This is a genomic window from Pseudoglutamicibacter cumminsii (assembly GCF_016907775.1).
Classification (GTDB): domain Bacteria; phylum Actinomycetota; class Actinomycetes; order Actinomycetales; family Micrococcaceae; genus Pseudoglutamicibacter; species Pseudoglutamicibacter cumminsii.
Genome location: NZ_JAFBCO010000001.1, coordinates 396,925 through 421,994 on the forward strand (window position 1 = coordinate 396,925; position 25,070 = coordinate 421,994).

25 protein-coding genes and 1 tRNA gene are annotated in these 25,070 nt (G+C 58.7%); 1 reads left to right on the top strand and 25 read right to left on the bottom strand.

Features of this window, described 5'->3' with window-relative positions; genetic code table 11:
* Positions 1 to 2: 2 nt before the first annotated feature.
* From rplN to rpoB, 18 genes are all read right to left on the bottom strand, one after another.
* The gene (gene rplN / locus JOD50_RS01780) at positions 3 to 371 is read right to left on the bottom strand and encodes a 50S ribosomal protein L14 (RefSeq protein ID WP_035758055.1); all 369 of its coding nucleotides are present in this window, start codon (positions 369 to 371) and stop codon (positions 3 to 5) included.
* 420 nt (positions 372 to 791) lie between these two features.
* A complete protein-coding gene (gene rpsQ / locus JOD50_RS01785; RefSeq protein WP_101630966.1) occupies positions 792 to 1,082 on the bottom strand; it encodes a 30S ribosomal protein S17 in 291 nt (96 codons plus the stop codon).
* Positions 1,082 to 1,375 (bottom strand): 50S ribosomal protein L29, encoded by a 294-nt coding sequence (gene rpmC / locus JOD50_RS01790; protein ID WP_204880188.1) that lies wholly within the window; start codon positions 1,373 to 1,375, stop codon positions 1,082 to 1,084. The genes rpsQ and rpmC overlap by 1 nt, the downstream gene beginning before the upstream one ends.
* Before the next feature lie 4 nt (positions 1,376 to 1,379).
* On the bottom strand, positions 1,380 to 1,796 hold the full coding sequence (rplP, locus tag JOD50_RS01795) for a 50S ribosomal protein L16 (protein ID WP_035758047.1): 417 nt from the start codon (positions 1,794 to 1,796) through the stop codon (positions 1,380 to 1,382).
* Positions 1,796 to 2,581 (bottom strand): 30S ribosomal protein S3, encoded by a 786-nt coding sequence (gene rpsC / locus JOD50_RS01800; RefSeq protein ID WP_101630968.1) that lies wholly within the window; start codon positions 2,579 to 2,581, stop codon positions 1,796 to 1,798. The genes rplP and rpsC overlap by 1 nt, the downstream gene beginning before the upstream one ends.
* Positions 2,582 to 2,947 (bottom strand): 50S ribosomal protein L22, encoded by a 366-nt coding sequence (gene rplV / locus JOD50_RS01805; protein WP_035758042.1) that lies wholly within the window; start codon positions 2,945 to 2,947, stop codon positions 2,582 to 2,584. It abuts the gene before it with no gap.
* A 44-nt stretch (positions 2,948 to 2,991) separates the two neighbouring features.
* A complete protein-coding gene (rpsS, locus tag JOD50_RS01810; protein ID WP_035758039.1) occupies positions 2,992 to 3,273 on the bottom strand; it encodes a 30S ribosomal protein S19 in 282 nt (93 codons plus the stop codon).
* Between the two features lie 10 nt (positions 3,274 to 3,283).
* Positions 3,284 to 4,123 (bottom strand): 50S ribosomal protein L2, encoded by an 840-nt coding sequence (rplB, locus tag JOD50_RS01815; protein WP_204880189.1) that lies wholly within the window; start codon positions 4,121 to 4,123, stop codon positions 3,284 to 3,286.
* 34 nt (positions 4,124 to 4,157) lie between these two features.
* The gene (gene rplW / locus JOD50_RS01820; protein WP_101630970.1) at positions 4,158 to 4,466 is read right to left on the bottom strand and encodes a 50S ribosomal protein L23; all 309 of its coding nucleotides are present in this window, start codon (positions 4,464 to 4,466) and stop codon (positions 4,158 to 4,160) included.
* Positions 4,463 to 5,068: a 50S ribosomal protein L4 gene (gene rplD, locus JOD50_RS01825; protein ID WP_101630971.1), complete on the bottom strand. Its 606-nt coding sequence runs from the start codon at positions 5,066 to 5,068 to the stop codon at positions 4,463 to 4,465. Before rplD ends, rplW begins: the two co-directional genes overlap by 4 nt.
* A 3-nt stretch (positions 5,069 to 5,071) precedes the next feature.
* Positions 5,072 to 5,722, bottom strand: coding sequence for a 50S ribosomal protein L3 (rplC, locus tag JOD50_RS01830; RefSeq protein ID WP_101630972.1), 651 nt, complete (start codon positions 5,720 to 5,722; stop codon positions 5,072 to 5,074).
* A gap of 21 nt (positions 5,723 to 5,743) precedes the next feature.
* Positions 5,744 to 6,052: a 30S ribosomal protein S10 gene (rpsJ, locus tag JOD50_RS01835; protein ID WP_035758027.1), complete on the bottom strand. Its 309-nt coding sequence runs from the start codon at positions 6,050 to 6,052 to the stop codon at positions 5,744 to 5,746.
* Positions 6,053 to 6,530: 478 nt separating this feature from the next.
* Positions 6,531 to 7,724, bottom strand: a complete 1,194-nt coding sequence (tuf, locus tag JOD50_RS01840; protein ID WP_109303199.1) for an elongation factor Tu — start codon at positions 7,722 to 7,724, stop codon at positions 6,531 to 6,533.
* A gap of 241 nt (positions 7,725 to 7,965) precedes the next feature.
* The gene (gene fusA, locus JOD50_RS01845; protein ID WP_204880190.1) at positions 7,966 to 10,080 is read right to left on the bottom strand and encodes an elongation factor G; all 2,115 of its coding nucleotides are present in this window, start codon (positions 10,078 to 10,080) and stop codon (positions 7,966 to 7,968) included.
* A 66-nt stretch (positions 10,081 to 10,146) separates the two neighbouring features.
* Complete coding sequence (rpsG, locus tag JOD50_RS01850; RefSeq protein ID WP_035758019.1) at positions 10,147 to 10,617, bottom strand: 30S ribosomal protein S7; 471 nt, start codon at positions 10,615 to 10,617, stop codon at positions 10,147 to 10,149.
* Positions 10,617 to 10,991, bottom strand: a complete 375-nt coding sequence (rpsL, locus tag JOD50_RS01855; protein WP_101630975.1) for a 30S ribosomal protein S12 — start codon at positions 10,989 to 10,991, stop codon at positions 10,617 to 10,619. Before rpsL ends, rpsG begins: the two co-directional genes overlap by 1 nt.
* Before the next feature lie 503 nt (positions 10,992 to 11,494).
* Complete coding sequence (locus JOD50_RS01860; RefSeq protein ID WP_204880191.1) at positions 11,495 to 15,382, bottom strand: DNA-directed RNA polymerase subunit beta'; 3,888 nt, start codon at positions 15,380 to 15,382, stop codon at positions 11,495 to 11,497.
* 133 nt (positions 15,383 to 15,515) lie between these two features.
* The gene (gene rpoB, locus JOD50_RS01865) at positions 15,516 to 19,022 is read right to left on the bottom strand and encodes a DNA-directed RNA polymerase subunit beta (RefSeq protein ID WP_204880192.1); all 3,507 of its coding nucleotides are present in this window, start codon (positions 19,020 to 19,022) and stop codon (positions 15,516 to 15,518) included.
* 282 nt (positions 19,023 to 19,304) lie between these two features.
* Between rpoB and JOD50_RS01870 the strand changes: the two genes are divergently transcribed.
* Positions 19,305 to 20,531 (top strand): acetyl-CoA C-acyltransferase, encoded by a 1,227-nt coding sequence (locus tag JOD50_RS01870; RefSeq protein WP_239541494.1) that lies wholly within the window; start codon positions 19,305 to 19,307, stop codon positions 20,529 to 20,531.
* A gap of 122 nt (positions 20,532 to 20,653) precedes the next feature.
* Here the strand turns inward: JOD50_RS01870 and rplL are convergent, their stop codons facing one another.
* The 7 genes from rplL to JOD50_RS01905 all read right to left on the bottom strand — a co-directional run bounded on the left by rplL (position 20,654) and on the right by JOD50_RS01905 (position 24,707).
* A complete protein-coding gene (gene rplL / locus JOD50_RS01875; RefSeq protein WP_204880193.1) occupies positions 20,654 to 21,028 on the bottom strand; it encodes a 50S ribosomal protein L7/L12 in 375 nt (124 codons plus the stop codon).
* 107 nt (positions 21,029 to 21,135) lie between these two features.
* Positions 21,136 to 21,651: a 50S ribosomal protein L10 gene (gene rplJ, locus JOD50_RS01880; protein ID WP_204880194.1), complete on the bottom strand. Its 516-nt coding sequence runs from the start codon at positions 21,649 to 21,651 to the stop codon at positions 21,136 to 21,138.
* Between the two features lie 366 nt (positions 21,652 to 22,017).
* A complete protein-coding gene (gene rplA / locus JOD50_RS01885) occupies positions 22,018 to 22,722 on the bottom strand; it encodes a 50S ribosomal protein L1 (RefSeq protein WP_109303197.1) in 705 nt (234 codons plus the stop codon).
* Positions 22,723 to 22,889: 167 nt separating this feature from the next.
* Entirely contained in the window at positions 22,890 to 23,321 is a 432-nt protein-coding gene (gene rplK, locus JOD50_RS01890; protein WP_101630437.1) for a 50S ribosomal protein L11, read from the bottom strand.
* 132 nt (positions 23,322 to 23,453) lie between these two features.
* Positions 23,454 to 24,188, bottom strand: coding sequence for a transcription termination/antitermination protein NusG (gene nusG / locus JOD50_RS01895; RefSeq protein ID WP_204880195.1), 735 nt, complete (start codon positions 24,186 to 24,188; stop codon positions 23,454 to 23,456).
* Between the two features lie 71 nt (positions 24,189 to 24,259).
* Positions 24,260 to 24,484: a preprotein translocase subunit SecE gene (gene secE / locus JOD50_RS01900; RefSeq protein ID WP_204880196.1), complete on the bottom strand. Its 225-nt coding sequence runs from the start codon at positions 24,482 to 24,484 to the stop codon at positions 24,260 to 24,262.
* 150 nt (positions 24,485 to 24,634) lie between these two features.
* Positions 24,635 to 24,707, bottom strand: a tRNA-Trp gene (locus JOD50_RS01905).
* Positions 24,708 to 25,070: the final 363 nt, after the last annotated feature.

Below are 25,070 nucleotides of genomic sequence, written 5' to 3' on the forward strand. Positions count from 1 at the left end.
AGTCAGAGCACCTCCGGCGCCAGCGAAACGATCTTCATGAAACGCTTATCGCGCAGCTCGCGGGCTACTGGCCCGAAGATACGCGTACCGCGTGGCTCGTTGTCGTTCTTGAGGATAACGGCTGCGTTTTCGTCGAACTTGATGTACGAACCGTCAACGCGGCGACGTTCCTTCTTGGTACGGACGACGACGGCTTTGACGACGTCGCCCTTCTTTACGTTTCCGCCAGGGATTGCGTCCTTGACGGTGGCGACGATGACGTCACCAATTCCTGCATAGCGACGGTTGGTTCCGCCGAGAACGCGGATGGCCAGGATTTCCTTGGCGCCCGTGTTGTCGGCGACCTTCAGTCGCGATTCCTGCTGAATCACTAGTCTCTCCTGTGTCTCGCTGGTTCTTCGTACTCGAAGCCTTGCGGAACGGAATGAATGGACTTCTCAGGCCATCGCTTACCCCTGACCCATGCGTCGGAACGTTTGTTGCGTTCCAGTGGAGGGGTCAGGGCCGAGGCTTTCGGCCTGAGCCCGTGCTTGAGTTATATAAGCTGCCGATGGTGTGGCTGGCTGATCTCTATGTCAGCTGGTGGAGGTGGATAGTCTCCGTTCACTTGCCCGTTACGAGCGTTTCAGACCTTAGGTCTTGGCACACTTGTTTTAGGGCGCGCGTAGCCAGCTAACGCACGGACTTTCTAGTCTAACAAAAAAGAAGGCCGGAACTGTAATCGCGTTAGCACGATCACAGTTCCGGCCTAGATGGGTCAGCGTGATGCTGCCCCGATAGCTAGATCTGACTTACTTCGCCTTCTCGACGATTTCAACCAGGCGCCAGTGCTTGTCCTTGGACAGCGGGCGGGTCTCAGCCACGATGACCAAGTCGCCAATGCCGGCGGTGTTGTTCTCATCGTGAGCCTTCACGCGCTTCGAGCGGCGCATGACCTTGCCGTAGAGGGCGTGCTTCACACGGTCCTCAACGTTGACCACGATGGTCTTATCCATCTTGTCGGACACCACGTAACCGCGCAGGGTTTTGCGGTAACCGCGGGCTTGTGCCTCTTCGGCCACAGCGTTCTCCTTTTCGCTCATCACTTAGCGTCCTCCGCCTTCTTGGTCTTCTTCTTGGCCTTCTTCTTGTCGTCAGTCTTGGTAGCGACAACATCCTCGCGGATGCCGAGCTCGCGCTCACGAAGAATCGTGTAGATGCGAGCGATGTCGCGCTTGACGGCCTTCAGGCGACCGTGCTGCTCGAGCTGACCGGTTGCAGCCTGGAAACGCAGGTTGAAGAGTTCCTTCTTAGCGTTTGCAAGCTCCTCGTTCAGACGAGCGTTGTCCATGCCGTCGAGCTTGTCGACTGCGAGATCCTTAGAACCGATAGCCATTGGATCATTCACCACCCTCGCGGCGCACAATACGCGCCTTCAGCGGAAGCTTGTGGATTGCAAGACGAAGAGCTTCGCGAGCGACCTCTTCGGAAACGCCTGCCAGTTCGAACATAACGCGACCTGGCTTGACGTTTGCAACCCACCACTCTGGCGAACCCTTACCGGAACCCATGCGGGTTTCGGCAGGCTTCTTGGTCAGTGGACGGTCTGGGAAGATATTGATCCAGACCTTACCGCCACGCTTGATGTGGCGGGTCATCGCAATACGTGCAGCTTCAATCTGGCGGTTGGTGACGTATGCAGGAGTGAGAGCCTGGATGCCCCACTCACCGAAGGTCACCTCGGTGCCACCAGATGCCATGCCCTTACGGCCTGGGTGGTGCTGCTTGCGGTACTTGACGCGACGTGGAATCAGCATCAGGCGTTGCCTCCTTCAGCCGCTGCTGGAGCTGCTGCACCACGATCGTTACGACGGCGACGCTCGCCACCGCGACCGCCACCACGGCGATCGCCGCGACGGCCACCACGGCCTGGTGCTGCTGCCTGCTGTGCAGCGAGTTCCTTATCAGTGACGTCTCCCTTGTAGACCCAGACCTTCACGCCGATGCGGCCGAAGGTGGTCTTTGCCTCGAAGAAGCCGTAGTCGATGTTCGCGCGGAGGGTGTGCAGTGGCACCTGGCCCTCGCGGTAGAACTCGCGGCGGCTCATTTCTGCACCACCGAGGCGGCCGGAGCACTGGACACGGATGCCCTTAGCGCCAGCGCGCATTGCCGACTGGATTGCCTTCTTCATTGCACGGCGGAATGCCACACGGGAGGCAAGCTGCTCAGCGATACCCTGAGCTACGAGCTGCGCATCGATCTCTGGGTTCTTGACCTCGAGGATGTTCAGCTGAACCTGCTTGTTGGTGAGCTTCTCGAGCTCGCCGCGAAGACGGTCTGCTTCTGCACCGCGGCGGCCGATGACGATACCTGGGCGTGCGGTGTGGATGTCCACACGTACGCGGTCACGGGTACGTTCGATCTCGACCTTGGAGATGCCGGCACGGTCCATGCCGTCAGTCACCAGCGAGCGGATTTTGACGTCTTCCTTGACGTAGTCAGCGTAGGACTGACCCGGCAGCTTCGAATCGGCGAACCAGCGCGACACGTGGTCGGTGGTGATACCGAGTCGGAAGCCGTTTGGATTAATCTTCTGACCCATTTACTTCTCCCCACCCTTCTCAGGCGTGGCAACGACCACGGTGACGTGGCTGGTGCGCTTGTTGATGCGGAATGCACGGCCTTGGGCGCGTGGCTGGAACCGCTTCATGGTTGGGCCTTCGTCTACATAAGCTTCGCTGATGTAGAGCTCGTCCTCGTTGAACGGCAGACCCTGCTGATCGGCCTTCTGGCGCGCGTTCGCGACAGCGGAGGCGACAACCTTGTACACAGGCTCCGAAGCGCCCTGCTGGGCGAACTTCAGGATCGCGAGTGCCTCGGTCGTCTGCTTGCCGCGGACAAGATTGACGACGCGCCGGGCCTTCATCGGCGTAACGCGCAGGTGGCGCGCAATTGCCTTGGCTTCCATTGCTTTCCTTTCCTAAGGAAGGAGCTGCAACCTCTGACCTATGGTCAGCGGCGCTTGCCCTTCTTGTCGTCCTTCACGTGGCCGCGGAAAGTACGCGTCATAGCGAACTCGCCGAGCTTGTGGCCGACCATCGACTCAGTGATGAACACTGGGATGTGCTTACGTCCGTCGTGCACAGCGATCGTGTGGCCGAGCATGTCCGGCACGATCATGGAACGGCGGGACCACGTCTTGATGACGTTGCGGGTACCTGCTTCGTTCTGGTTCAGGACCTTCACAAGAAGGTGCTGATCAACGAAGGGGCCCTTCTTAAGGCTGCGTGGCATCTAAGAGCTCCTATCGCTTGTTCTTGCCAGTGCGGCGACGGCGCACAATGAGCTTGTCGCTGGACTTGTTAGGACGGCGCGTGCGGCCTTCCTTCTTACCGGCTGGGTTGACTGGGTGACGGCCACCAGAGGTACGGCCTTCACCACCACCGTGTGGGTGATCGACTGGGTTCATAGCGACACCGCGGACGGTTGGGCGGATGCCCTTCCAGCGCATACGGCCGGCCTTACCCCAGTTGATGTTGATCTGCTCAGCGTTGCCGACCTCGCCGACGGTTGCGCGGCAGCGAACGTCAACGTTGCGGATTTCGCCGGATGGCAGACGCAGCTGTGCGTACTTGCCTTCACGTGCTACGAGCTGAGCGGATGCACCAGCGGAACGAGCCATCTTTGCGCCGCCACCTGGGCGGAGCTCGATTGCGTGCACAACGGTACCGACTGGGATGTTGCGCAGCGGCAGGTTGTTGCCTGGCTTGATGTCAGCGTTCGGGCCGGACTCGACGCGGTCGCCCTGCTTGAGGCGCTCTGGCGCTACGATGTAGCGCTTGGTGCCGTCCACGTAGTGGAGCAGTGCGATGCGGGCGGTGCGGTTCGGGTCGTACTCGATGTGAGCGACCTTTGCCGGTACGCCGTCCTTGTCTGCGCGACGGAAGTCGATCAGACGGTACTGGCGCTTGTGGCCACCACCCTTGTGGCGGGTCGTGATGCGGCCGGTGTTGTTACGGCCACCGGTCTTGTGCAGCGGGCGGAGAAGGGACTTCTCTGGCGTGCTGCGCGTAATTTCTGCGAAGTCGGCAACGGACGAGCCACGCAGGCCCGGCGTTGTCGGCTTGTATTTGCGAATTGCCATTTATTGTTCCTCGTTAAAGTGGTCTCCGGTTGCCTTAGGCGACCGGACCGCCGAAGATGTCGATGGTGTCATCGCCCTGGAGGGTGACGATTGCGCGCTTGGTGTTCTTGCGCTGCCCCCAACCGAAGCGGGTACGCGTGCGCTTACCCGGGCGATTGTTGGTGTTGACCGATGCAACCTTGACGCCGTAGATCTCCTCTACTGCAGCCTTGATTTCGGTCTTGTTCGAACGTGGGTCCACCAGGAAGGTGTACTGACCCTCGTCGATCAGGTTGTAGCTCTTTTCCGAAACGACCGGAGCGACGATGACGTCGTGGGCCGTGCGACGGTTGATGTTAGTCACTTGGCGTCCTCCTTACCGATGAAGGCGTCGAAGGCAGCCTTCGTGAAGATGACGTCATCAGCGCGGAGCACATCGTAGGTGTTGAGCTGGTCCACGAACAGTGCGTGTACGAACTCAAGGTTGCGCACGGACAGAGCTGCGACGTCGTTGGCGCGTTCGAGCACCACGAGCAGGTTCTTCCGGGTCGTGAGGGACTTGAGGTTCTCGCGAGCCTGCTTGGTCGACGGGGTGTCGCCCGTGACGATGTCCTCTACGACGTGGATGCGATCGTGGCGTGCACGATCGGAGAGGGCGCCGCGAAGTGCAGCTGCCTTCATCTTCTTAGGGGTGCGCTGGGAGTAGTCGCGTGGGACTGGACCGTGTGCGATACCACCGCCGCGCATCTGTGGCTCACGGATGGAGCCCTGACGTGCGCGACCGGTGCCCTTCTGGCGGAACGGCTTGATGCCGGAGCCGGAGCGTTCTGCACGGGTCTTAGTCTTGTGCGTACCCTGGCGGCGTGCTGCCTCTTGCGCAACAACTACCTGGTGCAAGAGAGCAACGTTAGCCTCGGTATCGAAGATCTCTGCTGGGAGATCAACCTTTACGGTTTTGATAGCCATTGGTTAGGCTCCCTTCACTGCAGTGCGAACCAGGACAACCTGGCCACGCGGACCTGGGACGGCGCCCTTGATGAGCAGGAGGTTGTTCTCTGCGTCTACGCCGTGAACGGTGAGGTTCAGGGTCGTCTGACGCTCAACACCCATGCGGCCCGGAAGCTTCTTGCCCTTGAAGACGCGACCTGGGGTCGACGCCTGGCCAACGGAGCCTGGCTTGCGGTGGTTCTTGTGCTGACCGTGGGATGCACCAGCGCCGGCGAAGCCGTGACGCTTCATTGCACCTGCGAAGCCCTTACCCTTGGTGGTTCCGGTGATGTCTACCTTGGAACCGGCTTCAAACTGCTCGACGGTGAGTTCCTGGCCGAGCTCGTAGTCTGCTGCGTCAGCGGTACGTACTTCGGCTACGTGGCGGCGTGGGGTCACGCCTGCGGCCTTGAAGTGGCCGGCGAGTGGCTTGGTGACCTTGGTTGGGTCTACCTGGCCGTAGCCGATCTGGATCGCGGTGTAGCCGTCGCGCTCTTCGTTGCGCAGCTGGGTGACGACGTTAGCGTCAGCCTTGACGACGGTTACCGGGATCAGGTTGTTGTCTTTATCCCAGACCTGGGTCATGCCGAGCTTCGTGCCCAGCAGGCCCTTGATGTTGCGGCTTGCGGTCATAGTTATCTCAGCACCTCCCTATTAAAGCTTGATTTCGATGTTGACATCCGCTGGCAGGTCGAGGCGCATAAGCGAGTCGACGGCCTTTGGAGTTGGATCCACGATGTCGATGAGGCGCTTGTGGGTGCGCATCTCGAAGTGCTCGCGGGAGTCCTTGTACTTGTGTGGGGAGCGAATCACGGTGAACGTGTTCTTCTCCGTTGGCAGTGGCACTGGGCCGACGACGGTTGCGCCAGCGCGAGTGACCGTATCCACGATCTTGCGGGCGGAGGTGTCAATGACCTCGTGGTCGTATGACTTCAGCCGGATGCGGATCTTCTGTCCCGCCATGCTGTCTTCCTTACGTTGTTAGCACTGTTATTGATGTGTGCCTCACGGGTCACAGCTGTAGCGGATAGTTTCCAGGAAGGTCTGGTCCTCTATGTGCTTACTGTGACCGGCACGCCCGGTTTCGAGCCAAATCCTGAAACTTCAGGGTTCCTTGCCTCGGCCGAGCTCCGATCCACGCACTCGGGCGTGTCTTCACCGTTGCGATGTTGTACGCCTGATTATTTTGCGGGGATCTTGTTGGCGCAGAGCTTTAGCCCTAAAAGCCAACTTATCCAGTGTGCCACACTCTGAGCCGAATAACAAAACAGTGTGATCAGCACAACCCTCGACCTGTAGCACTCCACCATGTAGCTCTGCCGATACAATCCACCTCATACGAAAAGGGACCCGACTCCCCTTACGGAGTGTCGGGTCCCTTTTCGTTATGGCTGGTTCACATCATGTCGATGTGGCCTGCGCCAGATCAGTAAGAAGGGTCTTACTTGATGATCTTGGTAACGCGGCCCGAACCAACGGTGCGGCCACCCTCACGGATAGCGAAGCCGAGGCCCTCTTCCATAGCGATTGGCTGGATGAGCTCGACGGTCATCTCGGTGGTGTCACCTGGCATAACCATCTCGGTGCCCTCTGGGAGGGTAATAACACCGGTCACGTCAGTCGTACGGAAGTAGAACTGTGGGCGGTAGTTCGAGTAGAACGGGTTGTGACGGCCACCCTCGTCCTTGGAGAGGATGTAGACGTTTGCCTCGAACTCGGTGTGTGGGGTGATCGAGCCTGGCTCGACAACAACCTGACCGCGCTCAACGTCTTCACGCTTGAGACCGCGGAGCAGCAGACCACAGTTCTCGCCAGCCCATGCTTCGTCGAGCTGCTTGTGGAACATCTCGATACCGGTAACGGTGGTCTTCTGCAGTGGGCGCAGACCGACGATCTCAACCTCGGAGTTGAGCTTGAGGGTACCGCGCTCTGCACGGCCGGTAACAACGGTACCGCGACCGGTAATGGTGAAGACGTCCTCGATTGGCATCAGGAATGGCTGATCCTTCTCGCGGACTGGGTCTGGGATGTACTCGTCAACAGCGTTCATGAGCTCCATGATGGAGTCAGCCCACTTCTCGTCGCCCTGGAGAGCCTGGTAAGCGGAAACGCGGATAACTGGTGCGTCGTCGCCGTCGAAGCCCTGGGAGGACAGAAGTTCGCGAACTTCCATCTCGACGAGGTCGAGGAGCTCTTCGTCGTCAACCATGTCGCACTTGTTGAGTGCAACGAGCAGTGCAGGAACGCCAACCTGGCGGGCCAGCAGAACGTGCTCGCGGGTCTGAGCCATTGGGCCGTCAGTAGCAGCAACCACGAGGATTGCGCCGTCCATCTGAGCAGCACCGGTAATCATGTTCTTGACGTAGTCAGCGTGGCCTGGAGCGTCAATGTGTGCGTAGTGACGCTTCTCGGTCTCGTACTCCACGTGGGAGATGGAGATGGTAATACCGCGCTGGCGCTCTTCCGGAGCGGAGTCAATGGTGTCGAAGTCGCGCTGGACGTTGGTCTCCGATGGGAAACGGTCAGCCAGTACCTTCGAGATAGCAGCGGAGAGCGTCGTCTTACCGTGGTCAACGTGGCCGATGGTGCCAACGTTTACGTGCGGCTTGGAGCGGTCAAACTTTGCCTTTGCCACAGGTTCCTCCTAGAACTGTTTTCAGCAAACTTATTACTGCTCACTCTTTTGGTGAGCATGCTAACGATCAGTCTACTGATGGCGTGTTGGTTTATGAAAATTCAGCGGGATCCAGTGAGATCTCCCTCACCTTAGCGGTGATCCCTGTTCGTCCGCCGGTAAGCCTATAAAGCTATGCCGGCGGTGAGCAAGTGGGCGGCCCTACCGCGGCAGCGCCGCCCACTTGCTCTCCCCACAGGAATTACTCGCCGCGGGACTTCTGGATGATCTCGTCCGCGACGTTCTTCGGGACTTCAGCGTAGCTGTCGAAGACCATCGAGTACACTGCGCGGCCCTGCGTACGGGAACGCAGGTCGCCGATGTAGCCGAACATCTCCGAAAGCGGTACCTGTGCCTTGACGACGCGAACGCCCTGGGCGTCATCCATCGACTGGATGGAGCCACGGCGGGAGTTCAGGTCACCGATGACGTCACCCATGTACTCTTCTGGGGTGCGAACCTCAACGGCCATGACCGGTTCGAGGAGAACCGGGTTGGCGCGCTTCATGGCTTCCTTGTAAACCTGGGAGCCTGCGATCTTGAACGCCATTTCGGACGAGTCAACATCGTGGTATGCACCGTCGAGCAGGGTTGCCTTGACGCCGACCATTGGGTAGCCAGCCAGGACACCGAGTTCCATGGCTTCCTGAATACCCTGGTCAACGGATGGGATGTATTCGCGTGGAATACGGCCACCGGTAACGGCATTCTCAAACTCGTAGATGGTGTCGCCTTCAACCTCGAGAGGCTCGAAGGTAACCTGTACCTTTGCGAACTGACCGGAACCACCGGTCTGCTTCTTGTGGGTGAAGTCTACCTTCTCCACCGTGCGGCGGATGGTCTCGCGGTATGCAACCTGTGGCTTACCGACGTTAGCTTCAACCTTGAACTCGCGCTTCATGCGGTCGACGAAGACGTCGAGGTGCAGCTCGCCCATACCACCGATTTCGGTCTGGCCGGTTTCCTCGTTGAGGGAAACGGTGAAGGTTGGGTCTTCAGCAACGAGTTTCTGGATAGCGTTCGAGAGCTTCTCCTGGTCGCCCTTGGTCTTCGGCTCGATAGCAACGAAGATCACTGGCTCTGGGAAGGTCATCGATTCGAGGATGATCGGAGCGTCAGCTGCGCACAGGGTGTCACCAGTGGTGGTGTCCTTGAGGCCGATGACTGCGTAGATGTGGCCTGCTACGACCTCTTCGACTGGCTGTTCCTTGTTTGCGTGCATCTGGAACATCTTGCCGATGCGCTCGCGCTTGCCCTTGGTCGAGTTCAGGATCTGAGCACCGGATTCGAGGCGGCCCGAGTAAACGCGGATGAAGGTCAGGGTGCCGAAGAATGGGTGGGACGCGATCTTGAACGCGAGAGCCGAGAATGGCTCGTCGACGGATGGCTTACGGGTCAGCTCAATCGTCTCGTCCTTCGGATCGGTACCGTGCATCGGTGGAACGTCCAGTGGCGATGGCAGGTAGTCGACGATGGCGTCGAGGATTGGCTGGATACCGCGGTTCTTGAACGCGGAGCCGCAGAAGACTGGGTAAGCTTCGTCGGAGACGGTGAGCTTACGGATACCGGCCTTGAGCTCAGCTTCCGAGATCTCCTCACCTTCGAGGTACTTCTCCATGAGGTCTTCGTCAGCTTCAGCGACGTCCTCAACGAGCTTCGCGCGGTATTCCTCAGCCTTCTCCTGGAGTTCGGCTGGGATTTCCTCGGTGGTGTACTTCTGGCCGAGCGAGACGTCGCCCTTCGAGTCAGCTTCCCACTTGAGGGCCTTCATCGTGACGAGGTCGACAACGCCAACGAAGTCGTTCTCAGCACCGATTGGCAGCTGCATCACGAGTGGCTTAGCGCCAAGGCGGGACACGATGGTCTCTACCGTGTGGTAGAAGTCTGCGCCCATCTTGTCCATCTTGTTGACGAAGCAGATACGTGGAACGCCGTACTTGTCAGCCTGACGCCACACGGTTTCGGACTGTGGCTCAACGCCTTCCTTAGCGTCGAAGACAGCGACAGCGCCGTCGAGAACGCGCAGGGAACGCTCAACTTCAACGGTGAAGTCAACGTGACCTGGGGTGTCGATGACGTTGATCTGGTTGTCGTTCCAGTAAGCGGAGACTGCAGCGGAGGTAATGGTAATACCGCGCTCCTTCTCCTGTTCCATCCAGTCGGTCGTCGATGCACCGTCGTGCGTCTCGCCGAGCTTGTGGTTCACACCCGTGTAGAACAGGATGCGTTCCGTAGTAGTGGTCTTGCCCGCATCGATGTGGGCCATAATGCCGATGTTGCGGACCTTCTGAAGGTCGGTGAGCACGTCGAGTGCCACGGTGTCTCCCTTACGGTTGAAGTGTCAGTACCCGGTGGCGAGGATCGCCACCGGGTAGAACGTGGATTACCAGCGGTAGTGAGCGAACGCCTTGTTGGCTTCCGCCATCTTGTGAGTATCCTCGCGGCGCTTAACTGCAGCGCCGAGGCCGTTGGAGGCGTCCAGGATCTCGTTCATGAGGCGTTCGGTCATGCTCTTCTCGCGGCGAACCTTGGAGAAGCCGACCAGCCAGCGCAGTGCGAGTGCAACCGAGCGACCAGGCTTAACCTCAACTGGAACCTGGTAGGTTGCACCACCGACGCGGCGGGAGCGAACCTCAAGTGCAGGCTTGATGTTTTCGATGGCCTTCTTGAGGGTGGCTACTGGATCGTTACCGGTCTTAGCCTGGGTACCTTCAAGTGCACCGTAAACAATGCGCTCTGCAGTGGACTTCTTACCGTCTACGAGAACCTTGTTGATCAGCTGGGTGACCAATGCGGAGCCGTAAACCGGATCGTTGACAATAGGGCGCTTCGGAGCTGGACCCTTACGAGGCATTACTTCTTCTCCTTCTTAGCGCCGTAGCGGGAACGGGCCTGGCCGCGGTCCTTGACACCCTGGGTGTCGAGTGCGCCACGGACGATCTTGTAGCGAACACCTGGCAGGTCCTTAACACGACCACCGCGCACGAGCACGATGGAGTGTTCCTGCAGGTTGTGGCCCTCACCTGGGATGTAGGCGGTAACTTCGGTACCACCTGCGAGGCGAACACGTGCAACCTTGCGGAGTGCCGAGTTCGGCTTCTTTGGAGTGGTCGTGTACACGCGGGTGCACACGCCGCGGCGCATTGGGTTACCCTCGAGCGCCGGGGTCTTCGACTTGTTCTTCTGTGGAGCGCGACCCTTGCGCACCAGCTGCTGAATTGTAGGCAATCTGTGTCCTTACGTTGCTGATCGGACTGTCCGCCAGCCCACCCTGATGCCCCACAAAATAAGGCGGGCGGGCGATGCGTGCGGTTATCGTTTTCTCGCGATCTCTAAACCGCATGGTCCGAGGCGTGCGAAAGTGTGGAGTACGTCATTCAACCTGCGAATGACACGGACTGAGTCCACTTCTCCACACGAAAACTCTGATTAATAACTGTATCAGTATTTTCGCTATCACCACAATCCACAGTGGCACACCCCACATAGGCCTCCATATAGGGTGCCACATTAGAACGGCCTACATTGTTACGGCCCACAGTGCATGGGCGTACCAACGCAGCTCGCACACCTCAACTTTGCTAGCGCAAACCAAACACCAACGCAACATCACGTTGCCGAAACATAAACACCCTTAAACGCCGATGCGGTGGTCACCTCCCCTACGGAAGGCACCCACCGCATCGTACGGATTACGCCAGCTTTCTAGCCAGCGTCGCCGCAACTACCGATCAGTTGAAATCGTGACCGAAGTTGCCGTAGTCCTCCATCGACATCGCGGAGAACTCGCCACCGAACGCATCCATACCCTGGTAATCAAAACCAGAGAACGCGGACGGACCGGAATAGAACGAAGCCTTAGCTTCCTCAGTTGGCTCAACATCAACCTGCGTGTAGCGATCCAAGCCCGTACCGGCTGGGATCAGCTTACCGATGATGACGTTCTCCTTGAGGCCCAACAGCGGATCAGACTTAGCTTCCATAGCGGCCTGAGTGAGAACACGCGTGGTCTCCTGGAAGGACGCGGCAGACAGCCACGACTCGGTAGCCAGCGAGGCCTTCGTGATACCCATAAGTTCGTCACGGCCAGAGGCCGGGCGAGCACCCTCAGCGACAGCCTTACGGTTAGCCGCCTGGAATACCGCACGATCAGTCAACTCACCTGGGAGCAGATCCGTGTCACCCTGATCAATCACAGTGATACGGCGCAGCATCTGGCGAACGATAACCTCAACGTGCTTATCGTGAATGCCTACACCCTGAGACTGGTACACAGCCTGAACCTCACGGACCAGGAACTTCTGAGCCTCACGCGGGCCAAGAACACGCAGAACCTGCTTCGGATCAATAGCACCCGCAGCCAGCTGCTGACCAACCTCAACGTGATCGCCTTCCTCAACCAACAGGCGAGAACGACGCAGAACCGGGTAAGCCTCTTCCTCAGAGCCATCATCCGGGGTCACGATAACGCGCAGCGCACGCTCCGTGTCCTCGATCGAAACACGACCGGCAACCTCAGTGATCGGCGCCAGACCCTTAGGAGTACGTGCTTCGAAGAGCTCCTGAATACGTGGCAGACCCTGGGTAATATCGCCAGACTCAGCAACACCACCCGAGTGGAAGGTACGCATCGTCAGCTGGGTACCAGGCTCACCAATCGACTGAGCCGCAACAATACCCACAGCCTCGCCGATATCAACCAGCTTGCCGGAAGCCAGCGAGCGGCCGTAGCACAATGCACACGTACCAACAGCTGAATCACAGGTCAGCACCGAACGGACGTTGACCTCGTCAATACCGGCATCGAACAGGCGCTGAATCAAGACATCGCCCACATCGTCGCCAGCCTCAGCCAACAGCTCACCGTTAGCGTCCACAACATCCTTAGCCAAGGTGCGGGTGTACGCCGAGTTCTCAACCGTCTCGTGCAGAGTACGGACACCGTTGACCTCGTGCGCGATAGCGACCTTGAGGCCACGACGCGTGCCACAGTCGTGCTCGCGGACGATGACGTCCTGAGAAACGTCAACTAGACGACGCGTCAAGTAACCCGAGTTAGCGGTCTTCAACGCGGTATCCGCAAGACCCTTACGAGCACCGTGCGTAGCGATGAAGTACTCAAGAACCGTCAAGCCCTCACGGTACGACGACTTAATCGGACGAGGAATAATCTCACCCTGCGGGTTCGACACCAGACCACGGATACCGGCAATCTGACGCAACTGCAGCCAGTTACCACGAGCACCCGACGTCACCATGCGATTAATGGTGTTGTACTTCTCCATACCTTCCTGCATCTTGGACGCAACCTCGTCGGTCGCTTGAGTCCAGATGTCAATCAGTTCGGTACGGCGCTCATCGTCAGCGATCAGACCCATGTCAAACTGAGTCTGGACCTTCTGAGCACGCTCCTCATACGGAGCCAAGATCGCGGCCTTATCCATGTGAGAGGTCACGTCGGAAATCGCAACCGTGACACCCGAACGGGTAGCCCACTGGAAGCCCATGTCCTTGAGGTTATCGAGCGTACGAGCCGTCTCAACCTTCGGGTAACGCTCAGCGAGGTCATTCACGAGGTCACCCAAGGTGCCCTTCGTAGCAACCTCAGCGAACCACGGGTAATCCTCAGGAAGCGAGTCGTTGAACAAAGCAACACCCAGCGTCGTCTCCAGACGAGCCGGCTGACCCTCAACCCAACCCTCAGGGGCAGGCTGCGAAGACGACGGAACAAAGTTGTCCACCGCAATCGTGCAGACCGCGTTCAGATCAAGCTCGCCCGCATCGAACGCCATGATCGCTTCAGCAACAGACGAGAAGCTACGGCCCTCACCAGCAACACCTTCACGGTGAGTCGTCAAGTGGTTCAAACCGATGATCATGTCCTGCGCAGGCAACGCAACTGGGCGGCCATCCGAAGGCTTCAGAACGTTGTTCGAGGACAGCATCAAGATGCGCGCCTCAGCCTGAGCCTCAGGGCTCAGCGGCAAGTGCACAGCCATCTGGTCACCGTCGAAGTCAGCGTTGAACGCAGCACATGCGAGTGGGTGAAGCTGGAGAGCCTTACCCTCAATGAGCTGAGGCTCGAACGCCTGAATACCCAGGCGGTGCAGGGTTGGTGCACGGTTCAGAAGAACAGGGTGCTCAGCGATGATCTCTTCAAGAACGTCCCAGACCGCAGGGCGGAAACGCTCAACCATGCGCTTAGCAGCCTTGACGTTCTGAGCGTGGTTGAGGTCAACCAGACGCTTCATCACGAACGGCTTGAACAGCTCAAGCGCCATCTGCTTAGGCAGACCACACTGGTGCAGCTTGAGCTGCGGACCAACAACAATGACCGAACGGCCAGAGTAGTCAACACGCTTACCGAGCAGGTTCTGACGGAAACGACCCTGCTTACCCTTGAGCATGTCAGACAGCGACTTCAGCGGGCGGTTACCCGGACCAGTCTGTGGACGACCACGGCGGCCATTATCGAACAGCGAGTCAACCGACTCCTGCAACATGCGCTTCTCGTTGTTCACGATGATCTCCGGGGCACCCAGATCCATCAGGCGCTTGAGGCGGTTGTTGCGGTTGATCACTCGACGGTAAAGGTCGTTGAGGTCCGAGGTAGCGAAGCGGCCACCATCGAGCTGAACCATAGGACGCAGTTCAGGCGGGATCACCGGAACAGCATCCAAGACCATACCCTCAGGCGAGTTATCGGTCGTCAAGAAAGCGTTGACAACCTTGAGGCGCTTGATCGCGCGAGTCTTACGCTGGCCCTTACCGGTAGCGATGATCTCACGCAGCTGCTCGGCCTCGTCCTCGAGGTTGAAGTTCTGCAGGCGTTTCTGGATCGCCTCAGCGCCCATCGACCCTTCGAAGAACAAGCCGTACTTAGCGCGCATCGTGCGGAACAGCGACTCGTTACCTTCAAGGTCACCGACCTTGATGGTCTTGAAGCGCTCCCACACCTCGGTGAGACGCTCGATCTCAGCATCCGCGTTCTTGCGGACGTTCGCCATTTCCTTATCGGCGGCGTCGCGAGCCTTCTTCTTCTCAGCAGCCTTCGCGCCCTCAGCCTCAAGACGAGCGAGGTTCTCTTCAAGCTCCTGAGCAATCTCAGCGATATCAGCGTCACGCTGGTTAGCGATGTTCTTGATCTCGAGATCGTGAGCAGCCTGCAAGTTAGGCAGCTCTTCGTGACGGCGATCCTCATCAACCGAGGTGATCATGTACGCAGCGAAGTAGATGACCTTCTCAAGGTCCTTCGGCGCCAGATCCAAAAGGTAACCCAAACGCGAAGGAACGCCCTTGAAGTACCAGATGTGCGTCACTGGAGCAGCAAGCTCGATGTGGCCCATACGTTCACGGCGAACCTTAGAACGGGTCACCTCAACACCACAGCGCTCACAAATGATGCCCTTGAAGCGGACGCGCTTGTACTTACCGCACGAGCATTCCCAGTCACGCGTAGGACCGAAAATCTGCTCGCCGAACAAGCCGTCCTTCTCTGGCTTCAGCGTGCGGTAGTTAATGGTCTCCGGCTTCTTGACCTCGCCGTAGCTCCATTCGCGGATCTGCTCAGCAGTAGCCAAGCCAATACGCATCAATCCGAAAGTCGATTCGGTGGACATAAGTCCTTACTCTCTTTCGTCAAAAATTTGAAGTCTTCATCAGGTGGTTCACCAGCCCAGCAACACAACCAGACTGGACAAAGGTCCGTAGCCGGTGGCGGGCACCCCAGCCCGCCACCGCATCGTGCGCTACTTAGACCTCATCAACCGAGCTCGGCTCAACATTCGACAAGTTGATACCCAGCTCCTCAGCGGCCCGGAAGACTTCCTCGTCCGCATCGCGCATTTCAATGGTCTCGCCTTCCGTCGAGAGAACCTCGACGTTGAGGCACAGCGACTGCATTTCCTTCAACAGAACCTTGAAGGACTCAGGAACGCCTGGGGCTGGGATGTTGTCGCCCTTGACGATCGCCTCGTAGACCTTCACACGGCCGTGGATATCATCCGACTTGACCGTAAGCAGTTCCTGCAGGGTGTAAGCCGCGCCGTAAGCCTCGAGCGCCCACACTTCCATCTCACCGAAACGCTGACCACCGAACTGGGCCTTACCACCCAATGGCTGCTGCGTAATCATCGAGTATGGACCAGTCGAGCGAGCGTGGATCTTGTCATCAACCAAGTGGTGCAGCTTGAGGATGTACATGTAACCCACGGAGATCGGCTCCGGGAACGGCTGGCCGGAACGGCCATCGAACAGGGTGGCCTTACCGGAGTTATCAATCAGACGCTCACCGTCGCGCGAAGGCAGAGTGTGGTCCAGCAGACCGCGGACTTCTTCTTCCTCAGCACCGTCGAAGACCGGGGTGGCAACCTTGGTCGGAGCCTGCTCACGCGGCAAGTTCGGAAGGTTCTTGATCCACTCAGGTTCACCTTCGATGTTCCAGCCCTGGGATGCGGCCCATCCGAGGTGCAACTCCATGACCTGGCCCAGGTTCATACGGCCTGGAACACCCAGTGGGTTCAGGATCACGTCGACCGGGGTACCGTCAGCCATGAACGGCATGTCCTCAACTGGGAGGATCTTGGAGATAACACCCTTGTTACCGTGACGGCCAGCGAGCTTGTCACCCACGGTGATCTTACGCTTTTGCGCAACGTAGACACGGACCAGCTGGTTCACACCTGGTGGTAGCTCGTCATCATCGTCGCGGTCGAAGATGCGAACACCGATGACGGTACCGGACTCACCGTGCGGGATACGCAGCGAAGTGTCACGGACTTCGCGGGACTTCTCACCGAAGATCGCGCGCAGCAAGCGTTCCTCTGGGGTCAGTTCGGTTTCACCCTTCGGGGTTACACGCCCCACGAGGACGTCGCCGGCTTCCACCTCAGCGCCGATGTGGATGATGCCGCGCTCATCGAGCTGCGAAAGCACTTCTTCGGACACGTTCGGGATGTCACGGGTGATCTCTTCTGCGCCGAGCTTGGTGTCGCGGGCATCGACCTCGTATTCCTCGATGTGGATCGAGGTGAGGACGTCGTCGGAGACCATGCGCTCGGAGAGGATGATCGCGTCCTCGTAGTTGAGGCCTTCCCAGGACATGAACGCAACGAGCAGGTTCTTCCCGAGCGCGAGCTCGCCCGCCTGGGTTGCTGGGCCATCAGCGATGAGGGCCTGAGCTTCCAGCCGGTCCCCTTCCGTGACAACGACCTTCTGGTTGTAGCCGTTGCCCTGGTTGGAGCGAGCAAACTTCATGATCGGGTAGTTCGTCTGCGTGCCGTCATCGTTCATGACGGAGACGAGGTCAGCCGAAACGCTGGTAACGACGCCTGGCTTGCGTGCCAGGACGGCGTCGCCGGAGTCAACAGCGAGGTACTTCTCCATACCGGTACCGACGATTGGCGAATCCGGCTCGAGGAGCGGAACAGCCTGACGCTGCATGTTCGCACCCATGAGTGCGCGGTTCGCGTCGTCGTGCTCGAGGAACGGAATCAACGCGGTTGCTGCGGACACCATCTGGCGTGGAGAGACGTCCATGTAGTCGATCTCGTTTGGCGCAACCAGAACTGGTTCACCACCACCGCCGCGTTCACGGCAGAGCACGAGCTCTTCTTCGAAGGTTCCGTCTTCCGCGAGAGGCGCGTTAGCCTGCGCGATCTGGTGCTCGAGCTCCTCGTCTGCGGTGAGGTAGTCAACGTGTTCGGTGACCACGCCGTCGACAACGCGACGGTATGGGGTCTCAATGAAACCGAAGGAGTTGATGCGACCGTAGGTTGCGAGCGAGCCGATCAGACCAATGTTCGGGCCTTCCGGGGTCTCAATTGGGCACATGCGGCCGTAGTGAGACGGGTGGACGTCACGAACTTCCATGCCTGCGCGGTCACGAGACAGACCGCCTGGGCCGAGGGCCGAGAGGCGGCGCTTGTGGGTCACGCCTGCGAGCGGGTTGTTCTGGTCCATGAACTGCGAAAGCTGGGAGGTTCCGAAGAACTCCTTGATCGCAGCAACAACCGGACGGATGTTGATGAGGGTCTGCGGGGTGATCGCCTCGACATCCTGGGTAGTCATGCGCTCGCGCACAACGCGTTCCATACGGGACAGGCCGGTGCGGACCTGGTTTTCGATCAGCTCGCCAACCGCGCGGATGCGGCGGTTACCGAAGTGGTCGATGTCGTCGACGTTGATCGGGATGTCGGTCTCTTCGCCCTTGCGGACACCCTTGATGGTGCGCTCACCTGCGTGGAGGGCGACGATGTAGCGGATCATAGCTACGATGTCAGCCTCGGTCAGCACGTAGGACTCTGGAGTGCCCATTGGCATCTCCATGCCAAGCTTGTGGTTGAGCTTGTAGCGACCCACCTTAGCGAGGTCGTAACGCTTCGGGGTGAAGTACAGGTTTTCAAGCAGGTTGCGTGCCGCTTCGACGGTCGGCGGCTCGCCTGGGCGCAGCTTACGGTAGATGTCCAGAAGCGCCTCTTCCTCGGTGTGGACGGTGTCCTTTTCGAGGGTCAGGCGGATCGATTCGTAGTCGCCGAATTCAGAAAGGATCTGAGATTCGGTCCAGCCGAGGGCCTTGAGCAGAACCGTGACGGACTGCTTGCGCTTACGGTCGAGGCGGACTGCGACCTGGTCACGCTTATCGACCTCGAGCTCGAACCATGCACCACGCGATGGGATAACGCGTGCGGAGTAGATGTCCTTGTCGGAGGTCTTATCCGGGGTGCGCTCGAAGTAGGCGCCTGGCGAACGAACCAGCTGGGAGACGACGACGCGCTCGGTTCCGTTGATGATGAACGTTGCGTTGTCGGTCATGAGCGGGAAATCGCCCATGAAGACCGTCTGCTGCTTGATTTCACCGGTCTGGTTGTTCATGAACTCGGCACGAACGTAGAGCGGTGCCGAGTAGGTTGCATCGCGGTCTTTTGCTTCCGCGATGGTGTACTTAGGGTCCGCAAATTCTGGCTCGGAGAAGCTCAGGGACATGGTGCCCTGGAAGTCTTCGATTGGCGAGATCTCTTCGAAGATCTCTGCGAGGCCAGGTACGCGTGGGACACTGTTGTCCCCTGTTTCTTCTGCCTTCGCTACGCGCTGCTGCCAGCGTTCGTTACCGATGAGCCAGTCGAACGATTCGGTCTGCAGTGCAAGCAGATCCGGGACGTCGAGTGGTTCGTCAATCTTCGCGAAGGAGATGCGGCCCGCTGCGGCGGCGGTACGAGCCGAAGTAGCGGTTGAGTTCTGAGAGGTGCTCGAGGCGACCAAAGGTTTTCCTTCCACAGACCGTCATGTTTCCGGGTGCGGCTTGACCTGTGTCGAGCGCGAGCTAACAGTCAACGTTAGGGTTTCGCAGAGACGTTAAAACATCGACCCACCGCTATATGAAGGTCGATGCAACAGGACAGCAAGAGCCGCAACTGTTTATCTTAGCGAATTTTGTCAAGCGTGTCGAATGGCTTTTTGTTCTCGCCTGCGTGGTATTCGCGCTCGCACGTGAGATGCTGGTCACAGTGTTCTGTATGTCATTGACGTGTGATGGAGGTTTTTATGTCGAGCGCTCAACGCCCTAACGGCTGGCAGGGCATGACTGCTTTGAATGGGCGCGATGCGGTGATTATTGGTGCCGCGCGCACGCCTTTCGCTCGTCTTTTGGGTGGTTTGAAGGATTTTTCGGCGGCGGCTTTGGGCGGCCATGCGATCAAAGCCGCGCTCGAGCGAGCCGGTCTTGACGCTCAGAACGTTGAAGCCGTGGTGATGGGTCAAGCGGTTCAGGCAGGTTGTGGCCAGAATCCTGCCCGCCAGGCTGCGCTTCGGGTTCCGGGCCTGCCTGCGTCTGCCCACGCGGAGACCATCAACAAGGTGTGTTTATCCGGTCTTTCTGCCGTGGTTCACGCGGCCCGGCTAGTCCGCTTGGGTGAAGCCGATGTCGTTGTTGCGGGCGGCATGGAGTCGATGACGAACGCACCTCATCTGTTGCCAGGCTCCCGCGGTGGGTGGAAATACGGGGATATCACTGCTATGGACTCTCTGGCGCACGATGGCCTCACGGATGCGGCTGATCAGATTTCGATGGGTTCGTTGACTGACGCAGGCAACGATGCGCTAGGTATTTCGAGGGAGGAGCAAGATGCGTGCGCCGCGGCCTCACATCAAAGGGCGGTCTCTGCGCGCGACAACCTGCAGCGCGAGATCGCAAGCGTTGAGTGGACAGACCGCCGCGGGCGACAGCATGCTGTCACCGCGGACGAGGGCGTCCGCGAAGACACAACCGCAGACACGCTAGCCGCACTCAAACCTGCTTTCTCGAAGGAAGGCACGATCACCGCAGGCAACTCCTCTCCCCTATCCGATGGCGCAGCTGCCGTGGTCGTTGTCTCGCGCGCTTGGGCTGAAGAACACGGGGCAAACATCCTCGTGACGATCGGCTCCGCTGGCCAAGTAGCCGGCCCGGACAACTCGCTTCACGCGCAACCAGCACGTGCGATCGTGGAAGCACTTGAGCGTTCCGGCATGGAATCTAGCGAACTCGACGTCATTGAGATCAACGAAGCCTTCGCGTCAGTCTCGGTTCAGTCCCATAAAGAACTGGGCCTGGCCCCTGATACCGCGAACGCCTGGGGTGGCGCTATCGCACTAGGTCATCCGCTCGGCGCGAGCGGCGCCCGCCTAGTTGTGACAGCGTGCTACCAGCTCGAGGAACGCGGCGGAGGCACCGCGGCCGTCGCGCTGTGTGGTGGCGGCGGCCAGGGCGACGCTCTCTTGCTCCACCGCTAACCATCCCGTCAGCGGAAGCAACGCAGTTAAAAAAGTTTGGCCCGTGCCACCATTCGGTGACACGGGCCAAACTCTATCCACTCTCAACGGCGTACGTTCACACCGCTTCAAGCGAAAGGAAATTACTTGAGGGTGACGGTTGCGCCAGCGCCCTCGAGAGCTTCCTTAGCCTTCTCAGCGTCTTCCTTGGAGACACCCTCGAGAACAGCCTTAGGAGCGCCGTCAACGAGCTCTTTAGCTTCCTTCAGGCCGAGGGAGGTCAGGCCGCGAACTTCCTTAATAACGCCGATCTTCTTGTCGCCAGCGGCTTCGAGGATGACGTCGAATTCGGTCTGCTCTTCAGCGCCGCCTGCGGCACCGCCAGCAGCAGGAGCTGCAGCAACAGCAGCAGCGGTGACCTCGAAGGTCTCCTCGAACTGCTTAACGAACTCGGAGAGTTCGAAGATGGTCATTTCCTTGAACGCGTCAAGGAGCTCTTCGTTGGTGAGCTTCGCCATAGTGGCGTCCTTTCGTCAATGCGGAAGCTGTGCTCCGCGTAAAGCTTGTGTATTTGAAACTGTGGGGCTCAGATGTCCCGCGCCACGGCATCAACCGCGGCCGGTGACTACTCTGCAGCTGGGGCTTCGGCGGTTTCGCCGGCCTCTTCGCGCTTGAGACGCAGCGCATCGATGATGCGTGCGGCGGCGGACGCAGGTGCCTTGAGGACACCAGCAACGCGAGCCAGCTGGTGCTCGACGGACTCGAGAGCAGCAAGATCCTTGATCTGCTCAGCGTCCATCTTCTGGCCCTCGTAGTAGCCGCCCTTGATGATGAGCTTCTCGTGGTCCTTGGCGAAATCGGTCAGGCTCTTAGCAGCAGCAACTGCGTCACCGCGGATGAACGCGATAGCAGTTGGGCCGTTCAGCAAGCCCTCGAATGCGTCAACACCAGCGTTCTTAGCAGCGATTTCAGTCAAGGTGTTCTTGACAACTGCGTACTTGGTGTCTGGGCCCATGGAGCGGCGAAGCTCCTTGAGCTGTTCCACGGTGAGCCCACGGTATTCGGTCAGGACTGCAGCCGGGGACTCTTCAAAGTCCTTGGTGATCTCCTTTACGGCGATCTCCTTGACGTTCTTAGCCATGACACTCCTTCCGGGGTTCTAGGATGGTTTCTCCAGGTTGGCTGCCCCGTTAAGCAAAATAGCCCTGGCACATAGGCACAGGGCTACACAGGAAACATCGACGGCGTGAACGCCTCGGTTTGTGAAGAATCTGTCCCTACGTGGGCTGCCCTGCAAGTGCGGGAACCTTCGATGAGCGCGAACGCCCATAACCAACGGTCTTTGGTACAGCGATCAGTCTAACGCATACTGTTCAGATTCACCAATCGAGAGACCGAGTGCGGTTTCACACTCCACTCGCGCACCGCATCGTGAGCGTCATTAAAGCGTTGTCCCCGGCCATCAACATGACCGGGGACAACGCTATTGAGCTGTTCGTGGCAGCGATTAGCCGCGAACGGTAACGGATGCTGGGTCCAGTGGAACTCCAGGGCCGAACGTCGTAGCGAGGGTTGCCTTCTTGATGTAACGGCCCTTGGAAGCGGATGGCTTCAGGCGGTTGATTTCCTCAACAGCGGCCTTGAAGTTCTCTTCCAGAGCGTTCTGGTCGAAGGAAGCCTTACCAACGATGAAGTGGAGGTTGGAGTGCTTATCAACGCGGAAGTCGATCTTACCGCCCTTGATGTCGCCAACAGCCTTCGCGACGTCCATGGTCACGGTGCCGGTCTTAGGGTTCGGCATGAGGTTACGTGGACCGAGGATCTTACCGAGGCGGCCAACCTTACCCATCATGTCTGGGGTAGCTACGGCTGCGTCGAAGTCGGTCCAGCCACCCTGGATCTTCTCCATGAGGTCATCCGAGCCAACGAAGTCTGCGCCAGCTTCACGAGCTGCGTCAGCGTTCGGGCCAGCTGCGAAGACCACAACGCGAGCGGTCTTACCGGTGCCGTGTGGGAGGTTCACGGTACCGCGAACCATCTGGTCAGCCTTACGTGGGTCGACCGAGAGGCGGAAAACAGCCTCAACAGTTGCGTTGCCCTTCGAAGCGCTCGTGGTCTCCTTGATCAGAGCCAGAGCCTCGTTCGGCTGGTACAGCTTGCCGTCCTCAATCTTGGCGGCTGCTTCCAAATATGCTTTGCTGCGCTTTGCCATCTGCGTCTTTTCTCCTTGTGCAGTTGTGGTACTCGGGCCGCGCTCGACCCTTCCCACTCCCCTAGGCGGGGCATGATGCTTTTATCTGTTTCGGGCTCAACCCACAGCTTTCGCGGTGTAGTTCAGCCTTGCGCCGCACTTTCGCTTGTGTGCGGCGAGAAGCACAATTACTTCTCGACCTCGATACCCATCGAGCGAGCGGTGCCAGCGATGATCTTGGACGCAGCTTCAACGTCGTTAGCGTTGAGGTCCTTCATCTTGTATTCAGCGATTTCCTTGACCTGATCCTTGGTGAGCTTACCCACCTTGTCGGTGTGTGGAACGCCGGAACCCTTAGCTACGCCAGCAGCCTTCTTGATGAGCTGGGAAGCTGGTGGAGTCTTGGTGATGAAGGTGAACGAGCCATCTTCGAAAACCGTGATCTCTACCGGGATGACGTTACCGCGCTGAGACTCGGTCTCAGCGTTGTAAGCCTTGCAGAACTCCATGATGTTGACGCGGTGCTGTGCAAGCGCCGGACCGATTGGTGGTGCCGGGTTTGCCTGACCTGCCTGAATCTGGAGTTTGATCAGGCCAGTGACCTTTTTCTTCGGAGCCATGTATGGTCCTTCTCTCTCAAACTTCACCCTCGCACAGGAGCGTACGAGGGCCGGTGGCCGCCGTGGCGCGGCGGCCGAATCGTCGACTCCAGCCAAGCGAGCCGGGGCGACGAAAACTTATGCGGTAAGGATCTAGTTGACCTTGGTTACCTGGTTGAACTGCAACGTGACTGGGGTTTCACGTTCGAAGATCGAAACCAAAACCACGAGCTGGCGAGTTTCGAGCTTGACCTCAGAAATGGTTGCCGGAAGCGACTCGAACGGACCGTCGTTGACGATGACGGCCTCGCCGACCTCGAAGTCTGCCTTGACCTCGGTGACAGGAACCTTTGCTTCCTTGCCGGTCTCTTCGGCTTCTGCTTCAACCTCGATCGTGTGCTCGAGCATCGAGTACACCTCGTCGAGGCTCAACGGCATAGGGTCGTAGGCGTTGCCAACAAAGCCGGTGACGCCAGGGGTGTGGCGAACCGTGCCCCACGATTCATCAGTAAGTTCCATGCGGACCAGGACGTAGCCAGGGATGCGAACGCGGCGCACCTTCTTGGAAACCGTGTTCTTGACGACCACAGCTTCTTCCATTGGAACCTGGATTTCGTAGATGAAGTCCTCCATATTCAGCGTCTGAATACGGGTTTCCAGGTTGAGCTTCACGCGGTTCTCGTAGCCAGCGTACGAGTGAATCACGTACCACTGACCAGGCTGGCGACGCAGCTTGGAACGGAACTTGCGGCGCAGTTCTTCAAGCTCATCGCTTTCTGCTACCGCGTTGTTGTCCGCATCCTGGGCAGCGTCGACGGCGGCGTCAACGTTCGAGTCAACCTCGGTACGCGGTTCCGACTCGTTAGCTTCCAGTTCCTGCTCGGACACTCGTTCCTACTTTCTGCTTGGGGCGCTATAGCTAGCCACGCACGCTTCCGCGCGTGGTTATTCGAGCGTGGCTATCGTGTAAACGACCAGACGGCGATCTTGCCGAACACGAAGTCCAGCAGACCCACCATGACCATGACAATGACCACGAACATGAGGACAACAAACCAGTAGTTCACCAGTTCCTTGCGGGTTGGCGAAACAACTTTCCGCAGTTCCTGGATCACCTGTGCAAAGAACAGAGAAATCGCACCAAAGAAGCCACGCTTTTTGCGCTGCGCCGGGGTTTCCGTCACTGGTTCACCTTCCGATCTGCACTACTCAGTTCCTGACTTCTGCTCAGGCCCTGCCTAGCGCTCAGATCCTTTACTGAAACAACATGGCCCCGCGGCCCCGGTCGAGGGGTGCGGGGTCCACGCTGCTACCGCTGGGCTTTCACCCAAACGCAGGGCAGACAGGACTCGAACCTGCAACCTACGGTTTTGGAGACCGTTGCGCTACCAATTGCGCCACTGCCCTTTATGGCTGGATTCATTTGCCAAGAAAGCTCGACTTATGAACATTGACCAAATGTTCACTCTACTTTATCGCGTAGCAACCCACTTCAGGGCCTGAAATGAACCCGAATTGAGGCGCACGATGCCGCAGGTGGTGAACACCGAGTGTCCAGTCTACACGGAAGAGGTAGAAGAAGTCGAACCGGTCCGTTCGCCGCAGCTCCCCTCGGGCACGCAAGCGGTCTTATTTGGGATCGGCATATCAGCATCACACTCAACGGACAGCTATCTATGCGCCCGCCATGCATGCTCCATGAACGCATCAAGGAGCAACTGAGGATCTCATAAGAAAAGTAAACGAGGGGTTTCGCAAGCACTTTGACGA